This is a genomic window from Variovorax sp. F042 (assembly GCF_057814215.1).
The window spans coordinates 1601046-1619866 of the sequence record NZ_JBVASX010000001.1 but is presented as its reverse complement, the minus strand read 5'-3'; the positions used below and the strand labels follow the sequence as shown (position 1 = coordinate 1619866).

Sequence of the window (18821 nt, the reverse complement as noted above, 5' to 3'; positions counted from 1 at the left end):
ACGACGCAATGCAGAACTTCGACAACCTCATCGCCGGCGAATGGCGTGCTGGCGCAAGCTACAGCCCCAACGTCAATCCGAGCAACCTGTCCGACGTGCTCGGCCAGTACACGCAGGGCGATGCCGCCCATGTCGACGCCGCCGTGGCAGCCGCCACCGCAGCGTTCCCGGCCTGGGCCACGGGCAGCGTGCAGGCGCGCTCCGACGCGCTCGACAAGATCGGCAACGAGATCCTGGCGCGCAAGGAAGAGCTGGGCACGCTGCTGGCGCGCGAAGAAGGCAAGACCAAGGCCGAAGGCATTGGCGAGGCCACGCGTGCGGGCCAGATCTTCAAGTTCTTCGCGGGCGAATGCCTGCGCCTGTCGGGCGAGTTGCTGCCTTCGGTGCGCCCCAACATCGGCGTGGAAATCACGCGCGAGCCGGTCGGCGTGGTCGGCCTCATCACGCCGTGGAACTTCCCTATTGCCATTCCCGCGTGGAAGATCGCGCCTGCACTGGCCTTCGGCAATTGCGTGGTGCTCAAGCCCGCCGACCTCGTGCCGGGCAGCGCCTGGGCTCTCTCCGAAATCATCAGCCGCTCGGGCATTCCGGCCGGCGTGTTCAACCTCGTGATGGGGCGCGGCAGCGTGATCGGCGAGGCGCTGGTCAACCACCCGGGCATTCATGCGATCAGCTTCACCGGCTCGGTGGGCGTGGGCCGCAACATCGCGATCCAGTGCGTCACCAACCATAAGAAGGTGCAGCTCGAAATGGGCGGCAAGAACCCGCAGGTGATTCTTGACGACGCCGACCTCGCGCAGGCCGTGGAGCTCAGCGTGCAGAGCGCGTTCTACTCGACCGGCCAGCGCTGCACGGCGTCGAGCCGCCTCATCGTCACCGAAGGCATCTATCCGAAGTTCATCGCCGCCATGAAGGAACGCATGGCGAAGATCAAGGTGGGCGACGCACTCGCGCAGGGCACCGATGTGGGCCCGGTCTCGTCGAAGTCGCAGCTCGAGCAAGACCTGAACTACATCGAGATCGGCCAGAGCGAAGGTGCCACGCTGGCCGCCGGCGGTGAACGCCTGAAGCTGGAGACCGACGGCTACTACATGTCTCCGGCCCTCTTCAGCGAATCGGCCGCGGCCATGCGCATCAACAAGGAAGAGATCTTCGGCCCGGTGGCGAGCGTGATCCGCGTGAAGAACTACGAAGAGGCGCTGGCCACGGCGAACGACACCGAGTTCGGCCTGTCGGCCGGCATTGCCACCACTTCGCTGAAGTACGCCACGCACTTCAAGCGCCACAGCCAGGCCGGCATGGTGATGGTCAACTTGCCGACGGCCGGCGTGGACTATCACGTGCCGTTCGGCGGTCGCAAGGGCAGCAGCTACGGTCCGCGTGAGCAGGGCCGCTATGCGCAGGAGTTCTTCACGACGGTGAAAACGGCCTACACGCTGGCCTGATCGATCTTCAGGCGGGCGGCAGCGAAGACGGCGGCGCGCGACGGCGCCGCCGCATCAGGTACTCCACGAGCTCGAAGATCCCTTCGCTCAGCAGCGCCAATGCGGCTGCCGGCAGTGCGCCCGCCACGAGCAGCTCGCGGTCGTTGAGCGCCAGCCCCGTCACGATGCGCTCGCCGAAGCCGCCCGCACCAATGAAGGCCGCGATGGTCGCCGTGCCGATGGCAATCGCAGTGGCGGTGCGCACGCCCGCCAGCAGCGTTGGCAGCGCCAGCGGCAGCAGCACCAGCTGAAGGCTCTGCGGCGGCGTCATGCCGAGCGCGGTGCCGGCGAGCCGCAGGCCGTTGGGCACTTCGGCCAGGCCCGTCACCGTGTTGCGCATGATCGGCAACAGCGAATAGAGCGTGAGCGCAATCAGCGCGGGCAGCGCGCCGATGGCGCCCAGCATCGAGATCAGCACGGCCAGCAACGCGAGCGAGGGCACGGTCTGCAGCAGGCTCGCCAAGCCCAGCACCACAGCGCGCAACCGCACATGCGGAAACACCAGGATCGCGATCGGCACGCCGATCAAGATGGCGATGCCGACCGACAGCGCCACCAGCACCAGGTGCTGCCGCGCAAGCTTCCACAGGTCGGGCCCGAACAGCTTGGCCATGAAGCCGCGGCGCGCTTCCTGCGGCTGCGCCTTCGCATCCTTGCCCGTATTCGCCAGGAAGTCGCGCGCGATCACGTCGAAGGGCACGCTCTGCAGCTCGGCGCGCGCGTTCATCGCGATCATCGCGTGCTCGTCGACCTTGCCTTCGAGCGTCTGCAGCGCGGCCCAGGCCTTGGGCAGCCGCGTGGGCAGGTCCAGCTTGTAGAGCACCACGGCGTCGTAGCGCGGAAAGTATTTCTTGTCGTCTTCCAGCACGCGCAGGCCGAGGTGATCGATCTTGGCGTCGGTGGTGTAGATGTCGATCACGTCGATCTGCTTGGCGGCCACGGCGTCGTAGGCCAGCCCGTGGTCGAGACCAGTCGGCACCTGCGTGAAGCCGTAGCGGTCGGCCAGGCCCTTCCATCCGTCGGCGCGGCCGATGAATTCGTTCGACAGGCCGAGCTTGAGTTCGGGGTGCTTCGCCAGGTCGCTCAGCGTGCGCAGGCCCAGCCGTTCGGCATCGGGCGCGCGCACCGCGAGTGCGTAGCCGTCGTTGAAGCCCAGCGGAATCGCCACGCCCAGGCCCATCGGCGCGAGTGCCGCGTTCATGGCCTCGCGCGTGTTGGCCGGTGAGCCCTTGAGGATTTCGAGCGCGATGGTGCCGGTGTATTCGGCGTACATGTCGATGGCGCCCGAGCGCAGCGCCTCGTAGACGATGGCCGTGTTGCCCAGCCCCTGCCGCACGACGGGGGGCGATGCAGTGTGCGGCGCCGCCGTCTGCGCCAGCAGCTCGGCCAGGATGTACGACTCGGTGAAGCGCTTGGAGCCGACGCGCAGCGTCTCGTCCGCGGCCCGAGCGGCGCCGGACGCGGCAAGCCAGGCAAGGGCGAACAACAGGGCGGCGCGCCAGAGGCTGCGGGGCAGATGCATCCGGGCCAGTGTATAGACAACGCCCCGTTCGGCGTACCCGTCAATCTCCTACACGCCGTGGTGCGCGGTGCCGATGCGGCGGGCCGCCGATCGGCCCCACAGTCGATGGCCATGAAGACCCAACCCAGGAAAGACAAGCTCCCCGGCCCCGACGTCCACGGCCTGCGCGAACTGCCGGGTGTGCAGGTAGACGGCTACAGCCTGCAACTGCGCGACAAGGACGGTTTCGTAGGCGACCAGGCCAGCCAGACGGCCTTCCGCGAACTGCTCGAACGCTGGCGCAAGCGCCACCGCAGGAAGGGAAAAGACCCGCTGGGCCTCTCGCATTCGCGCGACCTGAGCAAGAGGGAGCTCGACCAGGCGCTGCAGGAAAAGAAGGCGTCCGAAGCCACCGACGTGATGCATGCAGCCATCGAGGAGTTCGCGCAGGAGCTGGCCTTCGTGATCCAGCGCTTCATGCGCCAGCCCTCGTGGCAGAAGGTGCAGCGCATCGTGATCGGCGGCGGCTTTCCCGAGAGCGACGCGGGCGAGCGCGCCATCCTGCAGGCCGGCGCCATCCTCGAAGAGATGGGCCTGCACGTGCAGATCGGCCGCCTCTCGCACGACGTGGACGACGGCGGCCTGATCGGCTGGGCGCACCTCGTGCCGCCCCATATGCTGAAGGGGCACGACGCGATCCTCGCGGTGGACATCGGCGGCACCAACGTGCGCTGCGGCATCGTGAAAACGCGCCACCGCAAGGCGCCCGATTTCTCGCTCGCGAAGGTGGTGCGGCGCGAGAAGTGGCGCCATGCGGACGAGGACCCCAACCGCGGCGGCATGGTCGATCACATCGCCGGCATGCTCGAGGACATGGTGCTTTACAGCGAGCGCAAGAAGATCCGGCTGGCGCCCTTCATCGGCATCGGCTGCCCGGGCCTGATCCGGCAGGACGGCTCGATTGCGCGCGGTGCGCAGAATCTGCCGGGCGACTGGGAAGGCCACGCCTTCCACTTGCCGAGCCAGCTGTGGCGCCGCATGCCGATGATGGGCTCCGGCCCGACGCTGGTGTTGATGCACAACGACGCGGTGGTGCAGGGCCTGAGCGAGCTTCCCTTCATGCGCGACGTGCGGCACTGGGGCGTGCTGACCATCGGCACGGGGCTGGGCAACGCGAGCTTCACCAACCGGCCCTGAGGCCGGGCCAACGCTACAGGTCTTCGGGCCGCAGGCCTTCGATGCGCATGCTTGCGGAAGCGGTGGCGACGTTGCCTGCCGCATCGATGGCGCGCACTTCGATGTTCGCGGCGCCGGGCCTCTTCGGCGTCCACGTGCAGACGTACGGCGCGGCGTGCAGCGTGCACGCGGTCTTGCCGTCGACGACGAACTTCAGCTCAGCCACGGCCACGTTGTCGGATGCCGTGGCGGAAAGCCTTGTCGCCATGCCTGCCGCGGCGGTTGGCGGCGGGGCCAGTGCAACTGTCGGCGCCACCGTGTCGGAAGGCGGATTGACGATCACGTTGGCAGAGGCCACGGCGGCGTTGCCAGCCGCGTCGAGCGCGACCACCCGGATCGTCTGGACGCCGGGCGCGGTCGGCGTCCAGCTGCAGGTGTAGGGCGGGGCGGTGAAGGTGCAGATCGGGATGCTGTCCCGGCCCAGCACCTTGACGCCCCACACGCCCGCGTTGTCCACCACGGCCGGCGCGATGGTGGTGGGTTGGCCCACCACGGCCATGGAAGGCGCGGCCAGCGAAACGGTCGGCGGCGTCGCGTCGGTGCCGCCGAGCGCCAGGTCGATGGTGAACATCGGCTGGCCCTGCACGGCCTTCTGCTCGAACGCATCGAAGATGGTGAACCAGCTCGCACCGGGGGCGCGGTTGGCGGCGCGCGCCTTGACCAGCAGCGTCGTCTTGCCGACGGCGAAGCAGCTGAAGCCGCAGTTCCAGTCGAACACGAAGCGGCCCGACGCATCGGCCACGCCCGTCACCAGCATGACCAGCGGCTTGCCGGCCCCGGGGTCGCGCCACACCGACACCTGCGCGCCGGGCAGCGCGGCGCCGGTGTCGCGGTCGGTCACGCGCACCTGGGTGCCGGTGGTGGCCGCCATGAACTTCGAGCTGCCGAGCTTGGGCCAGTCGGTCCAGTCGGTGTCGATGTTGGCCTTGGTGCCGGCCGTGAAGCGGATCATCTCCAGCGTGGCGATGCGGTTGGCCGCAGGGTCGCGGCGCTGCTCGAAGACGGTGCCCAGCAGCGGGTCGAGCCGCCAGTGCTGGCGCGTCCACCAGTAGCGGTCGTTGTCGTTGGCCAGGGCGAGGTCGACGATGGGCGCGACGCCGGTGGTGTCCGCCACCGCGACGCCGTTGTAGTACTCGCCCGCGCCGGCGCCGAACACATGCTCCAGCTCGTGCAGCAGGGTCTTGAGCTGGCGGGCGAGGTAGTCCTTCTCGGTGGACTCGGGCGCGCCCGGGGTGGGCGCGCGCGACAGGCGCAGCGGGTCGTGGATGGCAATCCAGTTCAGGTTCCAGGTCACGCCTTTCTGCGGAAAGGTCCAGCTGGTAGACAACCCGCCGTGGCTGTAGCCGCGGGTGGACTTCGATATGCACACCACCACCTCGCCGTTGACCAAGCCGTTGTAGCTGCACTGCGGCGCGGTGGCGGGGGCTGCGAGCTGCAGGTCGGCGGCGGGGTCGAAGGCAAAGCTGCGCACGGTCTCGCGCGTGAACACCGTGTTGACGTCGGCCACGTACTGCGCGAGCCGGCGGGCGGCTTCGGCGGCGCCGATGTCGGTGGCCAGCTCGGGGTCGACGATGAACTTCAGGCGATGGGTGCTGGGGGCGGCCCGACCGACTTCGTCCATTGCGGCGAAGGCGGGCACCATTCCAGAAAGCGCGAACAGAGCTGGTAGCACGAACGCCAGACTCGCGAATGCACGCAGCGAGAAGAAAGCTCGCATCGGTTTTCCCCCGGGGCAGGGGCGCAGGACTCAAACGGATGACGCCTCGGTCGGCCTTTTCAGGGGCCGGGCCCAGGCGGGCTGCCCCGCGATGCAGGGGGTGCCGGAAGATCCGTTCACGTCTGCCCGATGACGAATCAGTGGGCAGGCAGGCTTGTCAATCCCGGAAACCGGTGGGTATTTTAGTCTGCATGTTCAACTTGTTTCAATTGTGTTGCATTTGTGCTTCTGACGCCACAGTGTCACCACCCAGCGCCTTGTAGACCGCCACCAGGCCCACCGAGAGACGGCTGGTGCTCTGTGCCTGGTCGCGCTGCGCCTGCAGCAAGGTGCGGCGCGCATCGAGTTCAACGCCAAAGTCGGTGAGCCCGCCCTTGTAGCGAGCCGCCGCCAGCACCAGCGCATCACGGCTGCGGCGTTCGCGCTCGGCCAGCTCGACCTGGCGTTGGCCCTCGGCGGCGTAGGCGTTGAGGGCTGAATCGATCTCGTGCCAGGCCTTGAGCACGGTCTGCTGGAAGGCCACGGCCGCTTCCTGCTGCTGCAGCTCGCGCAGTTCGATGGTGGCGCGGCGGCGGCCGTTGTCGAAGATCGGCAGGCTGATCGACGGGCCCACGTGCCACTGCCGGCTGCCCCAGTCGCCGAAGCGCTCGCTGCCCACCGATTCGTAGCCGAAGCCGGCGCCCAGCGTCACGCGTGGATAGAGGTCGGCCACGGCCACGCCGATGCGGGCTGTGGCGGCGTGCAGCTGCGCCTCGGCGGCTGCGATGTCGGGGCGGCGGCGTGCGAGCTCGGCGGGCAGGCCCAGCGTGAGTGCGGGCAGCGCGGGGGCGTCTGGTGTGTCGCCAGTGGCGGTGTCTGCCAGCTCGGTGTTCAGTGCGCCAGGCGCGGCACCGGCCAGCAGCGTGATGCGGTTCATTGCATCGGCCTCCTGCTGCAGCAGCGCGGGAATGCGTGCGCGCAGTTCGGCCACCAGCGCACGCTGGCGCACCGGGTCCAGGTCGGTGACGAGGCCGCCGTCGGCGCGTGCCTGCACCAGTTCGAGCGACTCGGCGGCCGCCGCGATGTCGGCGCGCGCGATGCGCAGTTCGCGCTGCGTGCCGCGCAGCTCGAAATAGTTGCGCGCCAGTTCGGCCTGCACGCTGAGCCGGGCCTGCTGCAGCAGCGCAGCCGATGCGCTCGAGTCGGCATCGGCCGCCTCGATGGCGCGGCGCACGCGGCCCCACAGGTCGATTTCCCACGAGGCGTCGAAGCCGGCCTGATAGAGGTTGTAGGGCTCGCTGAGCGTGCGGATGAGCTGGTCGCGGTTGGAAACCGACGAGCCCAGCGCGTCGATCATCCGCGTGGCGGAGCCGCTCTCGCTCTGGCGCTGCCGGGTGACGCCGGCGCTCGCATTCAGCTGTGGACCCTGCTGGGCCGCGGTGGTGGTGCGCTGCACGCGGCTTTGCGCGAAGCGCAGGGCGGCGGTCTGCAGGTCGGGGTTGCTCGCGAGCACCATGGCCTCGAGGCGGTCCAGCACCGGATCGTTGAAGGCCTTCCAGTCGCCAGATGCGACGCCGCCAAAGGAACCTTGCCGCTCCGCACCAAGCAGCGCGGGCGAACCGCCATGCCATGCAGACCAGTCGGCGGGAGCGCGGGCTTCGGCCGGCTTGTGGTCGGGTCCCACGGCGCAGCCGACAAGAATGAAAGCGAGAGAGAGCGTGGCCGCGACGGAAGAATGAGGAAATGGAAGGGGCATGACGTGCTCCCGTTATCAGACAAGACGATTGCGGAACAGCCACGCCGCCAGCGGCAGCGTGATGGCGGCGATGACGGCAAGCGGAATCAGGTTGTGCCAGACCGTGCCCAGCCCCACGCCTTCGAGGTACACGCGCTGCACCAGGTCGATGGCAAAGCGCAGCGGGTTGGCCAGCGTTGCCACCTGCAGCGCGTGCGGCATGTTGCGCACCGGCGTGGTCAGGCCCGACAGCAGCATCAGCGGCATCAGCAGCACGAAGGCGTAGAGCATGGCCTGCTGCATGTTGGCCGACACCGCCGAGATCGACAGGCCGATGCCCACGCTCGCCACCGTGAAGAACAGCAGCCCCGTGTACAGCGTGACGAGCGAGCCCGCCATCGGAATGCCGAACCAGAAGAGCGCCACCAGCAGGATCAGCGACGACTGCACCAGCCCCACCAGCACAGGCGGCAGCGCCTTGCCGATCATGATTTCGAGCGGCGACATCGGCGTTACCAGCAGCTGGTCGAAGGTGCCTTGTTCGCGTTCGCGCGCCACCGACAGTGCGGTGAGCAGCAGCGTCTGCAGCATGCTGAGCGCGGCGATCATGCCGGGCAGCAGGTTCCAGCGCGTTTCGAGATTCGGGTTGAACCACGCGCGCGATTCCACGACCAGTGGCGACGGCGGTGCGCCCACGCGCGTGCGCAGCTCGGCGTTGTAGCGCTCGACCACCGCACTCACGTAGCCGGCCGCCGAGCCCGCGGTGTTGGAGTTGCGCGCATCGAGGATCAGCTGGATGGCCGCCGTCTGCCCCGCGCTGAACTGCTGCTCAAAGTTGGCGGGTATCTGTATGACCAGCAGTGCCTTCTCGGTGTCGATCACTTCGCGGATGTCGGCCTGCGAGCGCAGCGTGGCGACGCGGTGAAACACGCCGGTGCTGTCGAGATGCGCAATCAGCTCCGTCGAGGCACCGTTGTGGCTCTGGTCGAGCAGCGCATAGGGCACGTTGGTGAGGTCGTAGGTCGCGCCGTAGCCGAAGACCAGGCTCTGCATGATCGCCGGTGCGATCAGGATGGCGCGCGTGGCCGGGTCCTTGAGGATGGTCAGCAGCTCCTTGCGGCAGAGGTTGGCAACGCGCAGGAAGAAATCGATGAGGGCGTTCATGGCCGGGGCTTTCAGTCGAGGCTCTTGCGCGTTACCGCGCGCGCCACCAGCAACAGGCCTACCGCATACGCCATCAGGATCGCGCAGTTGCGCCAGATCAGCGGCCAGACGTCGCCCGCGAGAAACAGCGTCTTGATGAGGTCCATGAAATACGTGGCCGGCAGCAGGTGGCCGATCACCCACACGGCGGTGGGCACGTTGCGCAGGTCGAACAGGAAGCCCGACAACATCATCGAGGGCATGAAGGTCGCGATCAGCGCCACCTGGCTCGCGAGAAACTGGTTGCGCGTGACCGACGAGATCACCAGGCCCAGGCTCACCGCCACGATCAGGTACAGCATCGAGCTGAACACCACCACCAGCAGCGAGCCGTACATGGGCACCGCGAACAGGTAGCGCGCCGAGAGCAGGCACAGCGCAAGGCCCAGCATGCCGACCGCAAAGTACGGAATGATCTTGGCCAGCAGAATCTCCACCGGCCGCACCGGCGTGACGAACAGCGCCTCCAGCGTGCCGCGTTCCCACTCGCGCGCCATCACCAGCGCGGTGAGAAAGGCGCCGACCAGCGTCATGATGAGCACGATGAGCCCCGGAACGAGGTACCAGGTGCTGGTGTTCGCGGCGTTGAACCACATGCGCTGCTCGACGGTGACGCTGCCGACGGGCGGGGCGTCGGCGCCGGAGGCGTTGCCGCTCCTGTCCATCTGCCGGATTGCCGATTGCGCGAGGGCGCCTGTCACATAGGCCTGGATGATGCTCGCGCGCCCCGCGTCGGAGCCGTGCACGATGAGCTGCACGCGCGCATTGCCGGCAGCCAGCGAGCGCGAGAAATCGGAAGGCACGCGCACGATTCCGTCGACCTTGCGTTCGCGCATCAGCTCTTCGGCGTCGTGCATCGAGCCCAGCAGCACCGGCGCGATGGTGGGCGAGAGCTGCAGGCCGGCGATGGCCTCGTGCGCGGTTGGCGATGCGTCTTCCATGACCACCGCTACGGGTGCGTTCTTCACGTCGAGCGACATGCCGTAGCCGAAGATCAGGATCAGCACCATCGGCAGCAGGATGCCGATGGCCAGGTTGCTGCGGTCGCGCAGCAGCTGGCGGAATTCCTTGCGCGTGAGGGAGATCAGGCGGGACCGGAAGCCGCTCATGCCGTCACCTCTGTCTTTGTTTCTTGCCGTGCCTTCTCGACGATGCCGATGAAGGCCTGTTCCATGTCGATGCGCCTGCCGCTGTCTTCCTCACCGCCCAGCGCCTGCGCGCGCACTTCCTGCGGCGTGCCGATGGCCAGCACCCTGCCCGCGTCCTGGATCACGATGCGGTCGCAGTATTCCGCCTCTTCCATGAAGTGCGTGGTGATGACGACCGTGGTGCCGCCTTCGGCCAGCGCTGTGATGCGCCGCCAGAACTCGCGGCGCGCGAGCGGGTCGGCGCCGCTGGTGGGCTCGTCGAGGAACAGGATCTCGGGTTCGTGCAGCAGGCCCGTGGCCATGGCCAGGCGCTGCTTGTAGCCGCCGGGCAACTGGCCGCTGGGTACATCGAGCGAGTGGGCCAGGTCGAACTGGCGCAGCACCGTGTCCATGCGCTCGCGCAGCTTCGCGCCGCGCAGGCCGTAGGCGCCGCCGAAGAACGAGAGGTTCTCGTGCACTGTGAGGTTGCCGTAGAGCGCGAACTTCTGCGAGACATAGCCGATGCGCTGGCGCGCCTGCGCGCGGGCATGCCGCAGATCGACGCCGGCCACGCGCAGCTGGCCGCCGCTCGCGGGCAGCAGGCCGCAGAGCATGCGGAAGGTGGTGGTCTTGCCCGCACCGTTGGGGCCGAGCAGGCCGAAGATCTCGCCGCGCCGCACCGAGAAGCTGGTGCTGGCCACCGCCACGAAGCCGCCGAAGCGGCGTACGAGGTCCTTGACTTCGATGACCACTTCGCCGGGTTGGCCTGTGCTCGGTTGCGAAGTGGCCATGCTGGTGGCCGGGGTGGCGTCGGCGTTGGGCGACGGCTGCGCACGCAGCAGCGTCATGAAGCCGTCTTCGAGGCGCGGCGCGACCGGCTCGGTGCGCGCGCCTTCGAGCAATGCATCGAGCCGCGCATCGTCTGTCTCGCTGCGGCGAATGAAGCGCACCTCGCCACCTTGCGGCACCGCATCGATGATCTCCAGCCGTGCGTCGAGCAGGCGGGCCTGCAGCAACCGTGGCGGCTCGCCGTCGGGCGGTGTCGCGATGAAGCAGAGGCCGTGTGCCCGGTCGCGCAGTTCGCTGGGCGCACCCTGCGCCAGCAGCTTGCCGCCATGCAGCACGAACACATGGCTGCAGCGCTCGGCCTCGTCGAGGTAGGCGGTGCTGACGATGACCGAGAGCTTTTCGTCGTCTACCAGCTGCTGCACGATCTGCCACAGTTCGCGGCGCGAGAGCGGGTCCACGCCCACGGTCGGCTCGTCGAGCAGGAGCAGGTCGGGCGAGCGCACCAGCGTGCAGGCCAGCCCTAGCTTCTGCTTCATGCCGCCCGAGAGCTTGCCGGCCGGGCGATCGGTGAAGCGGCCCAGGTCGGTCATTTCCATCAGCCGCGCATAGCGTTCGCGCCGCTTGTCGCGTGGCACGCCGTGCAGGTCGGCGTAGAGGTCGAGGTTTTCCTGCACGCTCAGGTCGTCGTAGAGGCCGAAGCGCTGCGGCATGTAGCTGATGCGATCCTGCACGGCCTGCGGATCGGCCGATACATCGATGCCGAGCACGCGCAGCTCGCCCGCGTCGGCGCGCATCAGGCCGGCCATCAGGCGCAGCAGCGTGGTCTTGCCGGCACCGTCGGGGCCGACCAGGGCGGTGAGCGTGCCGGCGGGCACTTCGAGCGATACGTCGTCGAGCGCGAGCACGGGTTCTTTCGACGCTTTCAGCAGGAAGCGCTTGTGCAGCGAGCGTCCGGCCACGGCCGGCCCGGTGATTGGCATCAGGGTTTGCCGGTGGCGGGCGATAGTTGCAGACGCACAGTGGCCGGCATGCCGAGCCGCAGCCGGTCTTGCGGGTCATCGACCATCACGCGGATCTCGTAGACGAGGCTGCTGCGCAGTTCCTCCGTCTGCACGGTCTTGGGCGTGAACTCGGCCACCGACGAGATGTAGCCGACCTTGCCGGCGATCGCTTCGCCGGGCTGGCTGTCGGTGCTCACGCGGGCGTCCTGCCCGGCGCGCACGCGGCCAAGGTCGAGCTCGGCCACATAGGCGCGCACCCACTTGGGATCGGTGATGGCGAGCGTGAAGGCCGGGCGCTGAGGCGAGGCCATGTCGCCGGGCTCCAGCAGGCGGGCGCGCACGACGGCGTCGATGGGCGCCTTGAGCTCGGCCTCGGTGAGCTGGTGGTTCATGAGCGCCAGCTCGGCGCGGGCCGATTCGAGCTGGGCAATCGCCTGGCCGATGTCTTCCTTGCGCGGGCCGGTGATGACCAGCTGCTGTGCCTTGCGGGCGTTGTCGAGCTGCGCCAGCGCCACCTTGCGCCTGGCCTGTGCGCTGTCGAGGTCCTGCTGGCTCACGGCGCGGCCGGCCGTGCTGGCGCCGATGGCCTGCAGGCGCGTGAGCTGCTGTTGTGCCAGATCGGCATCGGCCTGCGCGCTGGCCACCTGGGCCTTGGCCTGTGCCACTTCTTCGGGGCGGCTGCCGGTCTTCAGGCGCAGCAGGGCCTGTTCCTGCACGCCGATGCGCGCCTGCGACTGCGCGACGCGCAGCACCAGCGAGCGGGTGTCGAGCCGGCCGAGCACCTGCCCGGCGCGCACGCGGTCGCCCTCGCGCACCGTCAGTTCGGCCACGCGATCGTTGGCGTTGAAGGCCAGCGAGACCTGGCGCAGGTCGACGTTGCCGTACAGCACGAGCTGGTCGGAGGGCGTGGCGGATCGGTGCGTGTACCACCAGCCGCCCACCGCCGCGACGATGGCCGCGGCGGCGATGGCAATGAGGGGCTTCTTGTTCATGGCGTGTGTGTCCTGACGAGGCTGCTGCCCGGAAGTCGGTGCGATGTTATCAAATTGAAATTTGAATTTGAAGTATTCTTTTGTTTGGGTTAGCCTCGGGGCATGGCAACCCGCACTCCGCGTACCGACGGCAACACCACGCGCCTGCACATCCTCGAAACCGCCGGCCGGCTGTTCGCGGCGCAAGGCTTCGCAGAAAGCACCAGCAAGGAAATCTGCACCCGCGCCGGCACCAACATGGCCGCCATCAACTACCACTTCGGCGGCCGCGACGGGCTCTACGAGGCGGTGCTGGTCGAAGCGCACAAGCAGCTGGTGAGCCTCGACGAGCTGATGGCGCTGTCATTGGAGTCGACCGATCCGCGCCTGAAGCTGCGCGCCTTTCTCACGCACATGGTCGAGATGAGCGCCCAGCCGAAGGCGCCGTGGGGGTTCCGCGTGGTGCTGCGCGAGGCGCTGTCGCCGTCGCCTGCCATGCCGGCGCTGATCCAGCGGGCTGTGCTGCCCAAGGCCAGGCTGATGCGCGGCATCGTCGGCGAGATCATGGGCTTGCCCGACGACCATCCATCGGTGCAGCGCAGCCTGCTGCTGACGGTGCTGCCGTGCCTGGTGATGACGGTGGCGCCCAAGGACCTGAGCAGCAAGGTGTTGCCGGCCCTGAAGGACACGCAGGCCCTGGCCGAAGAAGTTGTGCGCTATGTGCTCGCGGGGCTCGATGCCGTGGCGAAGGAAGCCAAGGCGGCCGAGCCGTCCCCGGCGTCCACAACGCCTAAAGCTGGAAAGCGACGGTGAGCAGCAGCCCCTCGGCCACGTCGCGCATCAGCCCCGGGCGTCGCGCACGATAGGGCTCGCCGGCCGAGGCGGTGGTCTCGATCCACTCGGCCAGCCATTCGATGTCTTCATGGCCGTAGAACACGACGGCCGCCTCGTGGTTCAGCAGCAGGCTGCGCAGGTCGAGGTTGATCGAGCCGCACATGGCGAGTTCGTCGTCCACCACCACGGCCTTGGCATGCGCCATGAACGGCAGCATGCTGAAGCTCACGCCCGCGCGCGCCAGGTCGCGCATGGCGCGTGCACGTACGAAGTCGGCAAGGCGATGGTTCGACTGCGCGGGCATCGCGATGGTCACCTGCACGCCGCGCCGCGCGGCCAGCCGCAGTGCATCGCGCAGGCCGTCGCCGGGCACGAAGTAGGGCGTGATCGCGAGCACGCGGTGGTCGGCGCGAAAGCATGCATCGATCAGCAGTGCGTGCGCCGTGTCTTCGGTCTGGTCGGGGCCGCTCGGCAGGAACTGCGCCATGGCCGTGCCCGGGCCCGGGGGCACGTCGTCGGCGGTGATGGCGCGGGCCTTGCGGCTGCGCACCGAGGCCCAGTCGTGGTCGAACTGGCGCGCTGCCGCTGCGGCCACGCTGCCATGCAGGTCGAACGACAGGTCGCGCCAGGCCTCGGGGTGCTTGTCGTTGCCGGTGAAGTATTCGCCCGCGAGGTTGCGCCCGCCCGACCAGAGCCAGCCGTCGTCGGCAATGGTGAACTTGCGGTGGTTGCGCAGGTTGCGCGGGCCGATGCGGCGCAGGCTGAAGAAGGGGCGGAACACGGCCACCTCGCCGCCCGCCACACGCAGCCGGTCGAAGTGATGGCGCGGCAGCGACAGCGCGCCGAAGCCGTCGAGCAGCACCCGCACCTTGATGCCCTCGCGTGCGCGCTTGGCGAGCCGGTCGATCACCGCGTGGCCGAGCGGGTCGTCGCCGATGATGAAGGTGCACACGTCGATGCGCTCGCGCGCGCCGTCGATCACCTGCCACAGCGCATCGCGCGCGGCCTCGCCGTCGGCATGCATGCGGATCGCGCAGCGCCCCGGCGGCGCGAGGCCGAAGCTCTCGATCAGGTCGGCAGCCCAGTGGCCCGGCGGCACCGAGCGCGGCGGCCTGGGCGACCCCGCCGGACGCAGCTTGCGCTGGCCGAACAGCAGGTACATCGGCAGGATGAAGTAAGGCATCAGCACCAGCCCCATGACCCAGGCGATGGCCGTGGTGGGGGCGCGCTGCTCGCGGCGCGCACGCGTGGTCAGCACGTAGACCAGCAGCGCGAAAGTGACGACGAGGAAATGCTGCGAAGGAGAGGGCAGCCAGTCGAACTCTTTGGTCGGCATGGACCGATGATGCCTCAGCGTTGCGGGCTGTGCCTTCAGTGTCCCTTCAGCGTTGCAGGAAGGCCGGCACGCCGCGCCCTTCCGAGGCCAGGAACCGCATCATCGGATCGACCACCGCACGCACAGCGGGCCGGTCGCCTACGCGCGTGCGCCAGGCCAGCAGGCGCGGCGTGGCGTCGGTCATGCCGGCGCCCTTGCGGTCGGCGAACACATAGGCCATGTAGAAGGCGATGTCTGCGAAGGAGTAGGGGCCGGCCAGGTACTCGCGTGTGGCCAGCAGGCCTTCCATCTCTTCGTAGAAGCGCGCGCAGCCGGCGCAGGCCGTGACTGCCGCGGCGCTCTGCATGTCGTGCTGCAGGCCGAAGAGCTTGATGACGTTCGGGAAGAAGACCTCGTCGGACTTCTGCTCCAGCTGCCGCGCGCGGGCCCGTTCGGCAATGCCTTCAGGCCACAGCGCAAGGCTGGGATAGCGGTCTTCGAGGTACTCGAAGATCTGCGTCGAGTCGAACAGCGAGACCTCGTCGTCGACCAGCACGGGCACCTGCTGCTTGACGGGGTTGACCCGAAGCACCTCGGGGTGCTTGGGCTCGTAGGCATCGTCCTTGGTGAAGGGCACCATGACCAGTTCGAAGGGCACGCCTTTTTCGCGTGCCGCGATCTCGACCTTGGCGCCGAACATGCTGAGGGGGCCTGAGTAGATGTGAGTCGTCATGCCCCGACTTCACCAGAAACGGCGCGTCAGGTCGAGCCCCAGACCTCCTGCGCGGTCTCGACCACCAGGCGCAGCTTGTTGCGCTGCGCTTCCACGGCGATGTTGTTGCCGTGCACGGTGCTGGAGAAGCCGCACTGCGGCGACAGCGCGAGCTGGTCGAGCGAGGCGTACTTGGCTGCGTCCTCGATGCGGCGCTTGAGCTCGTCTTTGTCTTCCATCTCGCCGAACTTCGTGGTCACGAGGCCGAGCACCACGGTCTTGCCCTTGGGCAGATAGCGCAGCGGCTTGAAGTCGCCCGAGCGGGCGTCGTCGTATTCCATGAAGTAGGCGTCGAGGTCCATCTCCTTGAGCAGCGCCTCGGCCACGGGCTCGTAGTTGCCGGCCGCGGCGTGCGTGCTCTTGAAGTTGCCGCGGCACAGGTGCATGGCCAGCAGCATGCCCGGGGGCTTCTGCGCCACCACCTTGTTGATGAAGGCGGCATAGCGATGCGGCAGTTCGTTCGGGTCGTCGCCGCGCTTGCGGGCGGCTTCGCGCATGTGCTCGTCGCACAGGTAGGCGAGGTTGGTGTCGTCCATCTGCACGTAGGTGCAGCCGGCGGCGGCCAGCGAGCGCAGCTCGTCGCCGTAGGCCTTGGCCACGTCGTCGTAGAACGCCGGGTCGAGCTCGGGGTACGCCTCCTTGCTGATGCCGGCGCGGCCGCCGCGGAAGTGCAGCATGGTCGGCGAGGGGATCGTCACCTTGGGCGTACGGCCTGCCGAGACCTGGCTCTTGAGGTACTGGAAGTCGGCGAGCTGGATGTCCTTGACGTGGCGCACCTTGTCGAGCACGCGCATCGCGGGCGGAGCGAGTTCTTCGGTGCCGTCGGGCTTGCGGATGGTGACCGGGATGTCGGTTTTCACGCCGCCGAGCTGGTCAAGGAAGTCGATGTGGAAGTAGGTGCGGCGGAACTCGCCGTCGGTGATGCTCTTCAGGCCGATGTCTTCCTGGAAGCGGACGATCTCGGTGATGGCCTTGTCTTCGACGAGGCGAAGCTGTTCGGGCGTGATCTCGCCCTTGGCTTTCTGTTCGCGGGCATCGAGCAGGTATTTGGGGCGCAGGAAACTGCCCACGTGGTCGTAGCGGGCAGGCAAGGCGGCGTGCTGTGACATGGATGACTCCGTCGTGATTTGGGGAACGAGCGGAACATCGTATCGCCTTCGAAATGCCGATGACTGTATACAGATATCTCGGTGTTTACCCTCGAAATGCTTCAAAAGGCTAGAAATTTCAGGTTTTCTGTATACATTGAGTATTCATGAAAACGCCCACGACCGCCTTTCCACTGAACGCTTGGTATGCCGCCGCCTACGACGTCGAAGTGCGTCACGCGCTGCTGCCACGCACGATCTGCAACCAGAAAGTGGTGCTGTTCCGCCGCACCGACGGCCAGGTGGCCGTGCTCGAAGACGCCTGCTGGCACCGGCTGATGCCGCTGTCGCTGGGACGCCTCGAAGGCGACGAACTGGTCTGCGGCTACCACGGCCTCGTCTACAACAGCCAGGGCCGCTGCACTCACATGCCGAGCCAGGAAACGCTGAACCCCTCGGCATGCGTGCGCAGCTTTCCGGTAGTGGAGAAGCATCGCTTCGTGTGGATCTGGCCAGGCGATCCGGCCAAGGCCGACCCGGCGCTGGTGCCCGACATGCACTGGAACGACGACCCGGCCTGGGCCGGCGACGGCAAGATGATCCGCGTCAACTGCGACTACCGCCTCGTGGTCGACAACCTCATGGACTTGACGCACGAGACCTTCGTGCACGGCTCGTCCATCGGCAACCGCGAAGTGGCCGAGGCGCCCTTCGTGGCCACGCACGGCGACCGCTCGGCCACCGTCACGCGATGGATGGAAGACATCGACCCACCGCCGTTCTGGGGCAACCAGATCCGCCATGCGCGCGGCTACACCGGCAAGGTCGACCGCTGGCAGATCATCCGTTTCGAAGGCCCGTGCACGGTGAACATCGACGTCGGCGTGGCCGAGGCGGGCAGCGGCGCGGTGCCCCAGGGCAGCAACCCCGGTGACCGCAGCAAGGGCGTCAACGGCTACGTGCTCAACACCATCACGCCCGAGACCGACAAGACCTGCCTCTACTTCTGGGCCTTCTCGCGCAACTACTGCCTCGGTGAGCAGCGCCTTACGCACGAACTGCGCGAGGGCGTCGCCGGCATCTTCCGCGAAGACGAGCTGGTGCTCGAAGCGCAGCAGAAGGCGATGGACGACCACCCCGATCACAAGTTCTACAACCTCAACATCGACGCCGGCTCGATGTGGGCGCGACGCCTGATCGATCGCATGATCGAAAAGGAAAAACCCGCGCGCGCCGCGATCCCGATCCGGCCCGCCCAGAAGGCAGCCGCGTGAAGGTCGCTGCCGTTTCCACCACAGCCGAGCCCGGCGACAGCGGCAGTTCGCAGGCCGTGAAGGCGCAGCTGCGGCTGCGCGAGATGATCCTTGCGGGCGAGTTGCCCGGTGGCGCGCGCATTGCCGAGGTTGCCATCTCCGAGCAGCTCGGCGTGTCGCGCACGCCGGTGCGCACCGCGCTGATGCGGCTCGAACAGGAAGGCCTGCTCGAGGCGCTGCCCAACGGTGGCTATGCGGTGCGTACTTTTTCGGAGCGCGACGTGGCCGATGCCATCGAGCTGCGCGGCACGCTCGAAGGACTGGTCGCCCGGCTCGCGGCCGAGCGCGGCGCGGCGCCCGTGGTGCTGCGCGAAGCGCGCGCCTGCCTGCAGCGCATCGACGAACTGCTGCGGGAGCCCGCGCTCGACGACGCGGCCTTCTCGCGCTACGTGACGCACAACGAGCGCTTCCACGCACTGCTCTGCGAAATGGCGGGCAGCCCCGTCATCGCGCAGCAGCTCGAGCGCGTGATCAACCTGCCATTCGCGTCGCCCTCGGGCTTCGTCATCGTGCAGGCCAACTCGCCGGCCGCACGCGACATGCTCGTGATTGCGCAAGACCAGCATGTGCAGGTGCTCGACGCCATCGAGTCCGGCGAAGGCTCGCGCGCCGAGGCGCTGATGCGCGAGCACAGCCGCATTGCGCGGCGGAACCTGCGCGATGCGCTGCACGGCACGCCGACCGCCGAACAGCGCCCGCTGCCGGGTGTGCAGCTGATCCGCCGGCGCGGCTGATCGGTTTCTTCTTTTTCCCTCC

At 68.0% G+C, this 18821-nt stretch carries 15 protein-coding genes; 5 read left to right on the top strand and 10 right to left on the bottom strand.

The annotated features are described in order from the left end of the window. Positions 1-8 precede the first annotated feature (8 nt). On the top strand, positions 9-1445 hold the full coding sequence (locus ACZYSP_RS07840; RefSeq protein WP_307615003.1) for an aldehyde dehydrogenase family protein: 1437 nt from the start codon (positions 9-11) through the stop codon (positions 1443-1445). Between the two features lie 7 nt (positions 1446-1452). On the opposite strand, the gene ACZYSP_RS07835 is transcribed toward ACZYSP_RS07840, so the two are convergent. Next, positions 1453-3006, bottom strand: a complete 1554-nt coding sequence (locus ACZYSP_RS07835; protein ID WP_093177005.1) for an ABC transporter permease/substrate-binding protein — start codon at positions 3004-3006, stop codon at positions 1453-1455. A 105-nt stretch (positions 3007-3111) separates the two neighbouring features. Here ACZYSP_RS07835 and ACZYSP_RS07830 point away from each other — a divergent pair, with 105 nt between their 5' ends. Further along, positions 3112-4182: an ROK family protein gene (locus ACZYSP_RS07830; protein WP_489013528.1), complete on the top strand. Its 1071-nt coding sequence runs from the start codon at positions 3112-3114 to the stop codon at positions 4180-4182. 13 nt (positions 4183-4195) lie between these two features. On the opposite strand, the gene ACZYSP_RS07825 is transcribed toward ACZYSP_RS07830, so the two are convergent. The 6 genes from ACZYSP_RS07825 to ACZYSP_RS07800 form a co-directional block, all read right to left on the bottom strand. Next, positions 4196-5842: an Ig-like domain-containing protein gene (locus tag ACZYSP_RS07825; protein ID WP_489013526.1), complete on the bottom strand. Its 1647-nt coding sequence runs from the start codon at positions 5840-5842 to the stop codon at positions 4196-4198. A gap of 301 nt (positions 5843-6143) precedes the next feature. Continuing rightward, positions 6144-7673, bottom strand: coding sequence for an efflux transporter outer membrane subunit (locus ACZYSP_RS07820; protein WP_489013524.1), 1530 nt, complete (start codon positions 7671-7673; stop codon positions 6144-6146). A gap of 15 nt (positions 7674-7688) precedes the next feature. After that, a complete protein-coding gene (locus ACZYSP_RS07815; RefSeq protein WP_489013522.1) occupies positions 7689-8816 on the bottom strand; it encodes an ABC transporter permease in 1128 nt (375 codons plus the stop codon). Positions 8817-8827: 11 nt separating this feature from the next. Beyond that, on the bottom strand, positions 8828-9964 hold the full coding sequence (locus ACZYSP_RS07810) for an ABC transporter permease (protein WP_489013520.1): 1137 nt from the start codon (positions 9962-9964) through the stop codon (positions 8828-8830). Further along, entirely contained in the window at positions 9961-11751 is a 1791-nt protein-coding gene (locus tag ACZYSP_RS07805; protein WP_489013518.1) for an ATP-binding cassette domain-containing protein, read from the bottom strand. The genes ACZYSP_RS07810 and ACZYSP_RS07805 overlap by 4 nt, the downstream gene beginning before the upstream one ends. Further along, positions 11751-12764 (bottom strand): HlyD family secretion protein, encoded by a 1014-nt coding sequence (locus tag ACZYSP_RS07800; protein WP_489013516.1) that lies wholly within the window; start codon positions 12762-12764, stop codon positions 11751-11753. Before ACZYSP_RS07800 ends, ACZYSP_RS07805 begins: the two co-directional genes overlap by 1 nt. A gap of 102 nt (positions 12765-12866) precedes the next feature. On the opposite strand from ACZYSP_RS07800, the gene ACZYSP_RS07795 reads away from it, so the two are divergent. After that, the gene (locus tag ACZYSP_RS07795) at positions 12867-13556 is read left to right on the top strand and encodes a TetR/AcrR family transcriptional regulator (protein ID WP_093177015.1); all 690 of its coding nucleotides are present in this window, start codon (positions 12867-12869) and stop codon (positions 13554-13556) included. Here the strand turns inward: ACZYSP_RS07795 and ACZYSP_RS07790 are convergent. Genes ACZYSP_RS07790 through ACZYSP_RS07780 form a run of 3 tightly spaced genes read right to left on the bottom strand, consistent with a single transcriptional unit; the run spans position 13534 to position 16773 of the window. After that, positions 13534-14913 (bottom strand): phospholipase D-like domain-containing protein, encoded by a 1380-nt coding sequence (locus ACZYSP_RS07790; RefSeq protein WP_489013514.1) that lies wholly within the window; start codon positions 14911-14913, stop codon positions 13534-13536. The genes ACZYSP_RS07795 and ACZYSP_RS07790 overlap by 23 nt on opposite strands. A 46-nt stretch (positions 14914-14959) precedes the next feature. Beyond that, complete coding sequence (locus ACZYSP_RS07785; protein ID WP_489013512.1) at positions 14960-15625, bottom strand: glutathione S-transferase family protein; 666 nt, start codon at positions 15623-15625, stop codon at positions 14960-14962. 26 nt (positions 15626-15651) lie between these two features. Then, complete coding sequence (locus ACZYSP_RS07780) at positions 15652-16773, bottom strand: 5-methyltetrahydropteroyltriglutamate--homocysteine S-methyltransferase (protein ID WP_093077747.1); 1122 nt, start codon at positions 16771-16773, stop codon at positions 15652-15654. Between the two features lie 146 nt (positions 16774-16919). Between ACZYSP_RS07780 and ACZYSP_RS07775 the strand changes: the two genes are divergently transcribed. After that, on the top strand, positions 16920-18026 hold the full coding sequence (locus tag ACZYSP_RS07775) for an aromatic ring-hydroxylating dioxygenase subunit alpha (protein WP_489013509.1): 1107 nt from the start codon (positions 16920-16922) through the stop codon (positions 18024-18026). Further along, the gene (locus ACZYSP_RS07770; RefSeq protein ID WP_489013507.1) at positions 18023-18799 is read left to right on the top strand and encodes a GntR family transcriptional regulator; all 777 of its coding nucleotides are present in this window, start codon (positions 18023-18025) and stop codon (positions 18797-18799) included. The genes ACZYSP_RS07775 and ACZYSP_RS07770 overlap by 4 nt, the downstream gene beginning before the upstream one ends. Positions 18800-18821: the final 22 nt, after the last annotated feature.